The organism is uncultured Shimia sp., from assembly GCF_913054185.1.
Taxonomy (GTDB): Bacteria; Pseudomonadota; Alphaproteobacteria; order Rhodobacterales; family Rhodobacteraceae; genus Shimia.
Map to the genome: position 1 here is coordinate 1 of NZ_CAJXIV010000111.1, position 12,478 is coordinate 12,478.

Annotated in this window: 6 protein-coding genes and 1 pseudogene; all 7 read right to left on the reverse strand. The window is 60.8% G+C overall.

Annotated features, from left to right (window positions below; genetic code table 11):
- Nucleotides 1–807, reverse strand: a pseudogene (locus tag QZ517_RS17710) (hypothetical protein); the annotation flags it as partial.
- 104 nt (nucleotides 808–911) lie between these two features.
- Nucleotides 912–1,577 (reverse strand): sugar transferase, encoded by a 666-nt coding sequence (locus tag QZ517_RS17715; RefSeq protein ID WP_294229554.1) that lies wholly within the window; start codon nucleotides 1,575–1,577, stop codon nucleotides 912–914.
- A 484-nt stretch (nucleotides 1,578–2,061) separates the two neighbouring features.
- Nucleotides 2,062–3,333, reverse strand: coding sequence for a Wzz/FepE/Etk N-terminal domain-containing protein (locus QZ517_RS17720; protein ID WP_294229557.1), 1,272 nt, complete (start codon nucleotides 3,331–3,333; stop codon nucleotides 2,062–2,064).
- A gap of 73 nt (nucleotides 3,334–3,406) precedes the next feature.
- Nucleotides 3,407–4,141 (reverse strand): 4'-phosphopantetheinyl transferase superfamily protein, encoded by a 735-nt coding sequence (locus QZ517_RS17725; protein ID WP_294229559.1) that lies wholly within the window; start codon nucleotides 4,139–4,141, stop codon nucleotides 3,407–3,409.
- Entirely contained in the window at nucleotides 4,138–8,799 is a 4,662-nt protein-coding gene (locus QZ517_RS17730; protein ID WP_294229562.1) for a MupA/Atu3671 family FMN-dependent luciferase-like monooxygenase, read from the reverse strand. The genes QZ517_RS17725 and QZ517_RS17730 overlap by 4 nt, the downstream gene beginning before the upstream one ends.
- Nucleotides 8,796–9,806: a glycosyltransferase family 2 protein gene (locus QZ517_RS17735; RefSeq protein WP_294229565.1), complete on the reverse strand. Its 1,011-nt coding sequence runs from the start codon at nucleotides 9,804–9,806 to the stop codon at nucleotides 8,796–8,798. Before QZ517_RS17735 ends, QZ517_RS17730 begins: the two co-directional genes overlap by 4 nt.
- The coding region (locus QZ517_RS17740; protein WP_294229567.1) for a KR domain-containing protein at nucleotides 9,803–12,478 on the reverse strand (2,676 nt) is incomplete at its 5' end. The genes QZ517_RS17735 and QZ517_RS17740, both read right to left, overlap by 4 nt.

Sequence of the window (12,478 nt, forward strand, 5' to 3'; positions counted from 1 at the left end):
CACAATCAACAGGCCAGCCGCCCCCGCGTAGATCAGCGTGGCCAAGGTTTTGCAGAGCACCAGAACCGCCGCCAAATAGAAGGCAGCAATCAGGTATTTCGCCCGCGTGCGGCTGGTGTCAGCTTTCCAAAGCGTGATGGTCGCCAGCAAGGCCGTCAGCACAAAATAGGCCAACCAGATGCCATGGTACAAAAACACCATGGGGCGGTAGCCACTGCCGCGAATGGTCTGGCTGAACAGGTGCTGGTAATAGCCATAGACCCAATTGTTGAGCTGTGGGCTGAGCCGCACTTCGATCAGGATCGGCAGGGAATAAGCCAAACCTGCAATCACCAAGGCCAGCAGCAGATCCCGTTGGTCTTCGCGGGTGCGCAGCAAGGCGCGCGCCATCAGGAAGCCAATGATGCCAATGAACTGGTTGATTGGCTGCGCAATGGCGTCTTGAAAGTAGAGGCCACGCACAAAACCTTCGGTGAAAATCAGCGGCTCGCCATTTGTGAATACCGTGGCCACGGGGCTGAGGATCAGCAGGCCCAGTAGCCAGCGGGCCACGATGTTGTCGGGCAATAACTTTGGCCGCTGTGGCAGGACAAAAAACACCACAATTAGGATTGCCAGATTGGGCAGGCTGCCTTTGTCGAGGGCCGGCATCAGAGGGAAATCAAACTCCGCAGGGGGCGGCGGCAGGAGCAGATAGGCCCCAAGCAATGACCAGATCAATGCGCGGCCTGGGGAGAGGCTGACAAACAGCCGCCAAATGACCACAGGCCAAAGCATCAGCATCAACGTGGCGAGCAGGTTGGGCATTGGCGTCAGGTCTTCCTTTGTGAGCGGTGTGGTTGGGGCCACACAAACGCAAAACGCGCGCCATGACTATAGCGCGCGTGTCTCAAACTGTCAGGGTGTGGCGTTCACACGCCGGTGCCCGCCATAACCACAGCCACTGTACGCCAGACAACGGAGACGTCCGTGCGCAGGCTCAGCGCGCGGTCATAGTGGCTGTCGTGAATGGCGCGCTCAGCAAATGAACATTCGTTGCGCTCAGAAATCTGCCAGAAACCGGTGATGCCGGGGCGCATACGGTAATAAGCTGTACCCGGATACAACGCAGTTTGCTCAGGCATCATTGGGCGCGGACCAACCACGGACATGTCACCCATCAGCACGTTCAGGAACTGTGGCAGCTCGTCCAGAGAGGTCTTGCGAATAAGGCGGCCAATCGGCGTGATACGGGGGTCATGCGCCAGTTTTTGCTTTTCGGTCCATTCCAGGCGCGCAGCTGGGTTAGCCTGCAGATAGGCTTCCAGTTTGCGGTCGGCATTGGGCACCATGGAACGCAGTTTCAGCATGCTGAAACGCTTGCCGTTTTTGCCAACACGCTCCTGACGGTAAAACGGCGACGCGCCATCAAATGAAATGAACAGGGCGAGCAACAGCACAACCAAGGTCACCGGAACTGCGATGGTCAGAACAAACAAGATGTCAAACGCCCGTTTGAAGACGCTGCGGTACACGCTGTAGCGTGCCGGCGTGACCTCAAAGGCCTGATCAAAATCTTCCCGCGAAAAAATCGCCATCGGTGTCATCCCCGTAACCCAACCGGAGGGGCATCAATTTAAACCGCAACATCCCGTCGCCGGACCAGTCATGGCCCGAACGTGTGTTTCACGTACCCAGTCGGAAAAAGCACCCCGGCAGCAGGGGCTGATCACATAGGTCCTTGTGACGTCGTTGTTTTTGATGCTCCTTCATCAGAAGCGCCCACCCAGGAGTCACATTAGTCACAAATTTACAGAAATCCACCTTAACTTTCGGATAGTTTGGCTTAAGTGGTTGAAAACAAACGATTTGATATATTCTGATTTTGATATTTTTTTCAATTATGGTTAAAATTTGTGGCAAGCCCGCCATTAAGTGGGGCGCAATTGGAAACGGTAAACGCCTTCTATTTTTGATTGTTTCTCGATTCGAAAAATTGACGCAAAGTCAGGGCGCAATTTTGTGGAGACGATTCGGCGGAAAGCCGCTCGCGGAGGTTGAAATACGGCACAATTGTGGTCGCTATTTGCCCAATTTCAGGATCATGGCCGCCAATCCGCCAGACAATGCCAACAGACCAAAGACCTTGGCCAATCGCGCAAGTTTGCGCCGTCGGCGTTGACGGGGAGTTTCCAAAACAGGGATCGCGGCCACAGCCCGCAGACGCAGCTGGCGCTCCAGTTGGCCACGGGTCCAGATCACCGGGCTGCGCATCTCCAGCATAAACACCAGGCTCAGCGCCACCAACACACTGAGCAACCCACCCATGGCGAGGATGCGTTTGCGGGACGGTGCAATGGGCCAATCGGGCGGCAAGGCTTTCTCAAGCACCGTGAAGCTGTCGGAATGCTGACTGGCTTCCAACATCTGCTGCATTTCCGCTTCGGCTTTGCCAGCGGTGATGGCCTGATACTGTTCTTCCAGCTTGGTGAGCTGTCGCACCAGTCGGTTGTATTGCTGTTCAATACGCGGTGTGTCTTTGAGTGCGGTTTCAATTTCGGCGATCTCGATCAGGTAGAGCTCACCCTCTTCTTGCAGGCGCCGCAGACGTTGGGCGCGCACCGAATTGCCGCCGCTTGAAATGCCCACGTTCTCCAAAAGCTGGCGCTGCACCTCAAGTTCGATTTGCTGCAAATCGGTCAACCGCGTGCGCAGGGCTTCCACGCCACCTGGCAACAATACCGCGTTTTCCTGTTTGTAGTCCGCAATCTGCTGTTCCAGATTGGTGATTGCGGCGCCAATGCGGCGCTCTTCACTGTCAAAGAACGACAGGGTCTCCGTCACTTGCTCGGTGCGGCGCTCCTGTTCTTGCTCCAGCACATTGGTCACCAGCTCATTGGCGACATTCGCCGCCAGCACAGGATCCGTCATGCGTACAGAGACCAAAAGCGCAGACGGGCTGATGTCCTGCCGCCAGCGGAAATCCGGGTTGGTGATATGCATCACACGCGCCGCTTTGCGCAGCAATTCCACTTTCTGCAATTCGCTGAGTGGCGCGTCGGCATAAAGCCCAAACTTATCGATGATGGTCAGCAGGTTGTCCCGCGCCATCACGCGCTGCTCCACAATCTGCAGCTTTTGCAGCATGTCGGCGTTTAACGCGCCGGGCGAGGTCGCGCCGGTTTTGATCGAGGGCTGCTCGATCTGAATGGTGGCGTAGGTTTCATATTCGCGCGGCAAACCCAGCACGTAGGCCAGCGAGATCAACCCGCCGATGACAATGATGCTTGCGCACAGGAAAAACCTCCTGCGCAGCATGCTCAGCACCTCGCCAAATGATTGGAACTTGTCCATGCCCGTCCTCAAATTCGTTCTGGCGCGACTCGGATTCGCGCTCTTGAAGACAATTTATGACAATCGAATGTGGTTATCCCGTGGCGCAAACCGGAAAATGTGCGTTCTCCATGCCGGCTTGCGCGCCCAATGTGACCATGGCCAGAACATGTCCGCCCCCTGTGCCACATTGCCCGGACAATACGGTGCCCTCGGGCACTTCTCCCACGGTTTGCATGAACCGCGCGCTAAAGCCGGTGCCGTGCACATTGAGCGTGACATGAATGGCGTCAAAGCCAAACAGCGTTTGGGTCAGCGGGTATTGCGCTTTGTAGACCGCCTCTTTGGCGCAAAACAATCGCCGCGCCAACAAGGCCCGACGGGGGGGCGGGATGTCCAGTAGCCAGGCCTGTTCCTGGGGTAGGCAGATTTCAGCGGTCAGATCGTCATGCAACGGCGCATCCGGCTCTACATCGACACCAAGGGCGCGAAATTGCGTGTCAGCGCCAACAATGGCCACACAGCTTGTGGCGTCATGGCTTATCGATCCGGCCAGATTGCTCGGCCACTGCGGTGCTCGGTCGGGTCGTGTGGGCACAGCCTGCTCCGGTTGCCCCAAGGCGAGCATGGCCATACGCGCGGCTTGACGACCGGCGGCAAACTCGCGCCGCCGCTTTGGTACAGCATGCGCAATGGCGGGCGCTTCCTGTGGCCAAACCACTGCCATGCCGCGTGTTGGGTCCGTTACGGCAATGGCGGTGCCTGGCGGGGCTATGCGCTCCGCCAGAGATTTTAGAGCCACAAGATGCTGGTTAGGCGACAGGGTCACGTGCGAGTCCTCCGGCGCGCGCGCATCGCACGGCGTTTGCTCATCGTCTCAGATCGGCTTTGCGCCTGTTCCGCCACCTCTTCGCTGTCTTTTGCTTCCGGCGCGTCGGCAGGCTTTGGCGTGCCGGTCAAGTCCTGCACGCGGCCCGCCAATGCGTTGAGCGTTGGGAAGCGGAACACATCGGTGATCGACAGCTTGGCCGCCCCGGCGCGGGCGCGGATTTCGCGGTGGGCCTGTACAGCAAGCAAGCTGTGGCCGCCCAGATCAAAGAAGTTGTCAGTCGCAACCACTTCGCGCACGCCCAGCACCTCAGCCCAGACATCCGCCACCAGTTTGGCAATGTCACCGCCCGCAGCTATCGGCGCGGTAGGAGCTGCAGCTTCGACTTTTGGTGTGGTGATTTTGCGGGTCTCTTCGGGCCGCGGAAGTGCTTTGCGGTCGACCTTTTTGTTGGGCGTCAACGGGAATTCGGTAAGCGTCACATAATGCTGCGGCCGCATGAAGCTTGGCAGGTGCTCTCGCAGCTGCGCCCGAACATCTGCTTCTGCCGGGACGTCGCCGCGAAGATAGGCCACCAGCCGCACGTCACCTTCGGTATCCTCGCGCGCCATGACCACGGCCTGCGCCACGCCGGGCACCTCTTCCAGCCGGGTTTCAATTTCACCCAGCTCAATGCGATAGCCGCGCAGCTTCACCTGATGATCGACCCGCCCCAGGAAGTCGAGCGTGCCATCGGCGCGCCAGCGCACAAGATCGCCGGTGCGATACAGACACCCGTGTCCAAACGGGTTGGCCACAAACCGCTCCGCCGTCAGCTCTTCGCGCCGCCAGTAGCCACGGGTCACGCCCGCGCCACCGATCAGCAGCTCACCAGCCACGCCCACAGGTACCGGCGCGCCTGCCTCGTCGACCACGTAAACCTGCGTGTTGGCAATCGGATCGCCGATATTGGCCACGCCCTCGCTGGCATCGGCCATCGATGTGGTTGACCAGATTGTGGTCTCCGTTGGGCCATACATGTTCTGCACGTTGGCAGAGCTCGCCGCGTTCAAATCCGCGACCAAGCTGCCAGACAGCGCCTCGCCGCCCACCATCATCTGCTGCACGCCACCCAGAGCAAACCGCGCCTCTTCGTTGTCCGCAAGCAAGCGCGCCATCGACGGGGTACACTGCAGATGGCTGACCTCATGGCGGATCATCTGGGCCGCAATCGACACGTCCTCCGGGTCCAGCTCTCCACCCTCATTGGCGCGTTTCAGCACCTCGGCCAGCGGCTTAAGCCCTTCCAACACGGTCGCACTGTCGATGCCATAGTCGATCAGACAGGCAATCTCCGTCACGCCAATGCGTTTGACCTGCTCCACACGATCCAAGGCGTCCTCGACGGTGCCAAACAAGCCGCTGTCCTCAAAATAGCGCAGGAAGGCAAAATCGAGGATTTCCTCCAGCTCGTCTTCGCTCAGAATGCCAAGGTCCAGCTCAAAGGCGTTGTTCACCCCTTCTGGCTTTTTGAACGCTGGGAAGGCCCAGGCGTAGCTTTTAATCAGACCAGCGGCCGCGCGCAGGTAGTCTTTCATCGGCTCGCGGGCAATTTCGCGTGCCTGTTCCCGGTCTTCGGCCAGGAAACTGTGCAACATCAAAGTGACGGTGAAGTCATCTGGATTGTGTCCAGCTTCGCGCAACGCATCGTGGTAGAGCGCAATTTTTGCGCCCACCTCTTCCACACTCTGCCCCAGCAGGTGGGTCAGCACGTTACAGCCATTGCGGCCCGCGTCTTTCCAGGTCTCCGGATTGCCAGCCGTGGTCACCCACAAGGGCAGCTCTTTGGAAACCGGGCGCGGCTGCGTCACCACGGGATGCATGGAGCCGTCTTTCTTGGCAAATTCGACCTCTTCGCCCCGCCAGAGTTTGCGCAGGTCGGCCATTTGCTCAAACATCACATCGCGGTTGCGTGGTGGCGTGTTTTCCGGGCGCAGCACAAAATCATCCGGCTGCCAGCCACTGGCAATCGCCAGCCCCGCACGCCCATTGGTGAGGTTGTCGATCACCGCCCACTCCTCGGCAATCCGCGCGGTGTGATGCAGCGGTGACACGCAAGAGCCAGCGCGCACGCCAATCTGTTTGGTCACAGCTGCGACAGCTGCACCGGTCACCGACGGGTTGGGGTAGGGGCCGCCAAAGGCGTGAAAATGCCGCTCCGGCGTCCAGACCGCGCAAAACCCATGGGCGTCGGCAAACTTCGCGCCTTCCAGCAGCAGTTCGTATTTCTTGGAACCCTGACCATCGTCATTGCCCCAGTAATAGATCGAGAAATCCATGCCGCCCGCGGTGGCCGGCAGGCGCCCGCCGGAAATCTGTGTGGTGGTTTCATCGCCAGACAGCACCAGCTTGAAGCCGCGCGAGAGCGTCCAGAACAGTTCCAGCACAGAGATATCAAACGACAGCGACGTGACTGCCATCCAGCTGTCGCCCGCCTCATAGGGGATGCGCGCATCCATGCCGGCAAAGAAGTTGGCGACATTGCCATGCTCGACCATCACACCTTTGGGCGTGCCGGTGGAGCCGGAGGTGTAGATCAGATAGGCGAGGTCGCCGCCCAGCACGATGGCTTCGGGGTTGTCCGCTGATGCTGTGGAGAGCCGTGCATCGGTGTCCATTTCCAGCACTTGCGCATTGTGATCTGGCAGTTCACGGGTCAGTGTGGCTTGGGTCACAATCACACCTGCGCCGCTGTCGCTGATGTAATGCGCCAAACGGTCGGCGGGATAGCCCGGGTCCATCGGCACATAAGCCCCGCCCGCCTTCAGGATGGCGAGCGCAGCGACCACCAGATCCGGCGAACGGCGCAAACAAAGCCCCACCAACGCGCCGCGGGTAACCCCCATGTCTCGCAGAACATGCGCAGCGCGGTTGGCGCGGGCGTTCAGCTCGGCGTAGCTCAGCTCCTCATGCTCAAACACCAGCGCTGGGGCGTCCGGCGTTTTGGCAACTTGCGCCTCAAACTGCGCCGCCATGGTGAAATCCGGGTCAAAAGGGGCCTTGGTGGCGTTCCAGGTGGTCAACACCTCGGCGCGTTCACCTTCGGGCATGACATCCAGATCAGCCACTTTGGCGGCGGTGCCAAACTGTGCGCAGATCAGCTCCAAACGGGCCACCAAACGGGCGGCATGTTCTGGGGATACCCGCGCCGCATCAAAATGCAGCACCGCGCCGGTGGCACCAATTGCAACGGTCATCGCCGCGCTCTCAATGGGACCGGCCAAACCACCGGTTGTGACCGCCAAGTCGGGCATAGTTGGCGCAGACAACGCCGGATCACGGGCAATCAAGTCACTGGCAAAGCTGCCTTTGGCGTCGGCCTGTGCCACGCGCTCTGCCATGGCGGTATTGGCCTCGGCCACGGTGTCATGCAACAGTTCGGCGCCCACGCGCAGCGGCACCCATGGGGAAATCAGCCCGGCGGCCTGCGGATGATCCGCACCGCGATAGGCCACATCACACACCTCCGGAAGGCCTGACCGCAGCGCCCAAATGGCCACCGCGGTCAGGATACTCTTGGAGGGAGTCTCGGAAACAGAAAGCGGCAGCTGCCGCATGTCGGCCAGATCGCCTGCACCGCGGATGAGGGGCAGAGTGGCTGGCACAAATTCACCCAAACGCGCGCGCCAGTACGGCTCGGCTTTGGAAATGGGCGTCATGGTTTTTGTCAGCGCGTCGCTGGCGGCTTTGTCCAGAAGTGGCAGGCGCTCACCCGCGCGGATCACATGGCTGGCGGTCTCTTCTTGACCCGCCACATCGGTCAAACCGCTCAACACAGCAGCCCCGCGGCCACAGGCCACGGTCACGCTGGCCTCATCCACGGCCAACACGGCACCCGGCTCACCCCGGCCTGCGCTTTCGGCCACTTCGGCAGTTTTGACCAACAGAACGCGCCCGGCGGCCACCATCTTGGGCGCAAACAGTGGGTTGAAATAATCGCCATGATCGAGCGCGCGCACCAGCGCCACCACATCCTGCGCGTCGCGGCGGAAATCGATCCGACCTGCGGCCTCGGGGCGCTTGGCGCGGCCAAAGTAGCTGCGTTGGCTCATGTCTTGCGCCCGCACATTGGCGAGGTCTTCGCCCAAAGCCCGCATCACATCCGCAAAGCTCTCAATTGCGGCGGCATAACATTTGGTGTTGAGCGTCAGCGCGGTATCAGCTTGGCCAATGTCAAACATGCGTTGGGCGACAATCTCGCCTGTGTCTGCGCCGATCTCCATCTTGTGCCAGGTGATGCCGTGGCGTGGCTCCTGCGCCATGCGCGCCCAGACCGGTGCGTTGAGGCCTGCATAGCGCGGCAATGGTCCGTCATGGAAGTTCACCGCGCCTTTGGTGGGCAGCTTCAGCAACGTGTCAGACAGCATGTCCAGATTGGCCACACTCAAGAGCCAGTCAAACCGCTCGCCAAGCAATTCACTCGTGATGTCACTATCAGACGAAATTATCCGCAGCCCAGCCTCGGTGGCCCAGCTGCGAATCTCCGGCGCCCGCGTGACCACAGCGGTCAGCGTGTTGCCTGTGTCCAGCCACAACGTGGCGCATTGGATCAGCAGGCTTTCGTTGCCAATCATCACGGCGGACATCGGGGCGGCGTTGGTGAAACTATCAAGGCTCATGAGGAGGCCTCCTTGCGAACAGTCAAAGTGGGGATTTTGGACGGTTCGCGCATCGTCCGGCGGAAGAGAGATTTGATGTAATGGGTGACCAGGTCCCGCAGGAAATGATCCGGGTCCCGCTTGGGTTTGCCGCCAATCACACGGCGCAGTTTCCACAGGCAGGTGCCTCCGACATGCGCCAGAGTGGCGGCAAAGGCATAGGCGCTGCCATGGTTCTTGCGGAAATAATGCAGGCGGCTGTCAAACCAGTATTGCGGCATGCGTTGCCAGGTTTTCATGCCGGTTGAGACAGACCCGATATGGGTTACAGAACTCGAGCGCACATAGTCCGTGTGCCACCCCGCCCGTTGGGCGCGCAGGCAGAGGTCGGTTTCCTCAAAGTAGAGAAAGAAGGTCTCGTCAAAAAGGCCAATCTGCTCCAGCACTTCACGCCGCATCAGCATGGACGCGCCCGCCAGCCAATCCACCCGCGTGGTCTCGGACGGGATTGGCAAGGGCACGATATGCTTGTGTAGGGCGCGGCTGATCACGCCGACCCGCGCCGCGCCTTCCAGCTCGCCAGCAATGGAATGGAAGCGGAACGCCGTCAGATGGGGCTCACCGTCGTCGCCATGAATGTAGCTGCCGGCAAAGCCACAGGTGGGCACCTGCGCCATATGCTCCAGCAACGCCGTGATGCTGCCCGCGTCCGGAAAGGCGTCGGAATTCAGGATGTAGACAAAATCAAAGTCGCGCTGCGCCAAGCCATGACGGATGCCAAAATTGTTGCCCGCGCCAAAGCCGCCATTGCGGCCCGATTGCACCACTTCCACGCGGCCCGCGGCCCAGTCCGCCACAGCAACGCCCGCTGCCATGGCCTCAAACGAGCCATCACCGCTGTCGTTGTCGACAATCACAATCTGCCCGTCGATCCCGGTCATTTCCCGCGCCGCCGCCGCGGCCGCCTTCAGCGTCATCGCCGGTGTGCGCCAGTTCAGGATCACGGTCAAAAGGGACGGAGTGCTCATTCTGCCGCCCTCCGCGCCGCACGTTTGGGCAAGTCTTTCTCCGCCGCCGCGATCACCTTTTTCATGCGGGTTGCCAGCACCCGCACGTTGGGCTCCAGCACCATGCTGTCATGATCCCCTGGCACCTCAAACACCTGCACATCTGGCACCCATTGTTGCCAGTCGTTGTCGTGGAACACATAGGCGCGGTCACCGTCCACCAGACGCCCGTCGCCCATGTCCCATTTGCCCACCAGCGGTGGACGGAACAGCACCAGATTGCCGCCCCAAGCGTGCATCGGATACTGCGCCACGGCCCGCAGGAAAGCCGCCTCGATCTCCGCATCATGGAACTGCTGCCCCTGTGCCTCCCCCTCGGTTTCCTCCGTCGGGCGACGTTTCTCGATTTCCCAGGCAATGCGGTTTTTGACCCAGATCAGCGGATAGGCCGCGCCTTTGGACTTCAGTTCCTGCATCTGGATGCGCAGGCGGTCCTGACGGGAGAGCGGTCGGCGCACTGGCAGCGGCGTGTCGAGCATCGCCACAAGCGCAACCTCGTCGCCCTGAGCCTCCAACTGACGCGCAATCTCATAAGCGGTGATGCCGCCGCCAGAGAAGCCGCCGAGCAGATACGGCCCTTCCGGCTGCACCTGTTTCATCTCCGCAATGTAGTCGGTCGCCGTCTCCACAAGGTCATCATGCGGGGCCGCATCGCCAAACAAGCCGCGGGCTTGCAGGCCGTAAAACGGCCGATCCGCGCCGATCAGATGCGCCAGATGGCGCAGGTTCAACACGTTGCCAAACATGCCCGCCACCAAGAAAAACGGCGTGCGGTGCCCGCCTTCGCCCTGATGCATCGGAACCAAGTGGGTGAAGCGGCTTTGTGGCCGTGCCTCCGCCTCGGCAGGTGTGTCACCCTCCGCCGCGCCGCCGCCCAATGCGCTATCACCCACCCGTTCCGCAATCATCGCGGCGCAGGTTTCAATGGTGGGCGCCTCAAACAGCACCGAAATCGGGAACTCAATCGCCCAGGCCTTTTTGACCATGGCAAACAGGCGCACCGCAATCAGGCTGTGGCCGCCAAGGTCAAAGAAACTGTCGCGGATGCCAACCTGCTCCACGCCCAACAAATCCTGCCAGAAGCCCGCCAGGGTGCGCTGAATATCGGTTTCCGGCGCGACATAATCGGTTTCCAGCTCCGGCCGTTCAAAGCTTTGACTTGGCCTATTGTCCTCTTCCGCGCCCGCCTCGGCCTGCGCAATCAAAGCTGCCAGATCAAGCGAAGACATCACCACCTGCGACCGGCTCCCGCGCAACGCGGCTTCAAACAGGTCGGCGCCTTTCTCCGGCGGAATGCCTTGCGAGAGGTTGTGCGCCAGCCGCTCTTCGGCTGCCGAAAGCGGCGCTTGCGCCTGCGCATCTTCGTCAAAGGTCACTTCGGATTTGTTCAACGGCTGCGCCTTGGCAAAGCCTGCAGCGGTTTCCACCTGCCGCAACGACAGGCCTTTGACCTCAATGCTGACCGCGCCATTGGCGTCCGATAGCACCACGTCAAACCTCGCCGATCCAGTATCGCTGTTGCCGTCCACCAAAGTCACATGGCTCATCACTTCAGCAGGCAGTGCCCCGTGGCGCAGCAGCCGGTCATAGCCAACAGGCACCCACAAATGCCCCTGCGCATAGCCAGGGATCAGATCCATGGCCCAGCCGGTGGCGATGTCCAATAAGCCGGGGTGCAGTTGCAGCCCATCGCCATCAAACTGCGCATCCAGACTCAGCCGTGCGAGGCCCTGTTGCGCCCCAAGCGCGGTTTCGCGCAGCACTTTCCACCGTGGTCCAAAGCGCATGTGCGCCTCTTGTGGTGCACTCAATGCGGCACCAAAGCCGTTTTGCTGCACCGGACAGTCCGCTTTGAGCGCATCCAGATCCAGCGCCGCCGGCGCACCGATGCGCACCGGCGCCAGTCGGGCTTCGGCGTGGGTTTGCCAGCCGGGGCGGCCGTCAAAGCTCACCGCCGTTTGCACCTCAAACCGGTAGCCTTCATCCGAGCGGATCAGGCGCAGCCGCATCTCTGTGCCGCTGTCATTCACGCGCATCGGGCGCAGAAACAGCAGGTCATGTATCGCAAAGGGCGCGGTTTCGCCCTGTGCGTTCAGCGCCTCATAGGCGAGCGCAATATATCCGGTGCCGGGCATAACTGCATCGCCATCCAGCGTGCGGTGTTCGTCCAAAATCCAGTCTTTGGCCGAGAGGGCGGCAGTGAAAACCCGGTTGCCCTGCGCGTCAAAACCGGCTCCGTGCAGCAGTGGATTGTCAATTGCCTCGGTCGGCACATCGACCACATGGCCTTGCCGTGCCGCGACCGCTTCGGCGGCCATGCCCACCTCGGCCCAAAGACCCCAGTTGATCGCGCGCACGCGGGTTTTGTCACCCTGACGCGATTGGGCGTAGGCGTTCAAATAGGCGTTGGCGGCGACATAGTCGATTTGCCCCGCAGGTGCGGTGGCGGTGGAGGAGGACGCAAACAGCACCAGCCAATCAAGACTGCCATCCGGGAAGAGGTGCTCGAGCACCTGCGTGCCATGCAGTTTGGGCGCCAGTACGTCGTCGATGCCCGCCGAGGTTTTCGCCAGCAGCGGCCCATCGTCGATCACCCCGGCGGCGTGGATCACACCGTTGATGGGGCCAAAGGC

Excerpts from the sequence above, each read along its gene's own strand:
- QZ517_RS17715 (WP_294229554.1), bottom strand. The coding sequence starts at position 1,577 with ATGGCGATTTTTTCGCGGGAAGATTTTGATCAGGCCTTTGAGGTCACG.
- QZ517_RS17720 (WP_294229557.1), bottom strand. The coding sequence starts at position 3,333 with ATGGACAAGTTCCAATCATTTGGCGAGGTGCTGAGCATGCTGCGCAGG.
- QZ517_RS17730 (WP_294229562.1), bottom strand. The coding sequence starts at position 8,799 with ATGAGCCTTGATAGTTTCACCAACGCCGCCCCGATGTCCGCCGTGATG.
- QZ517_RS17735 (WP_294229565.1), bottom strand. The coding sequence starts at position 9,806 with ATGAGCACTCCGTCCCTTTTGACCGTGATCCTGAACTGGCGCACACCG.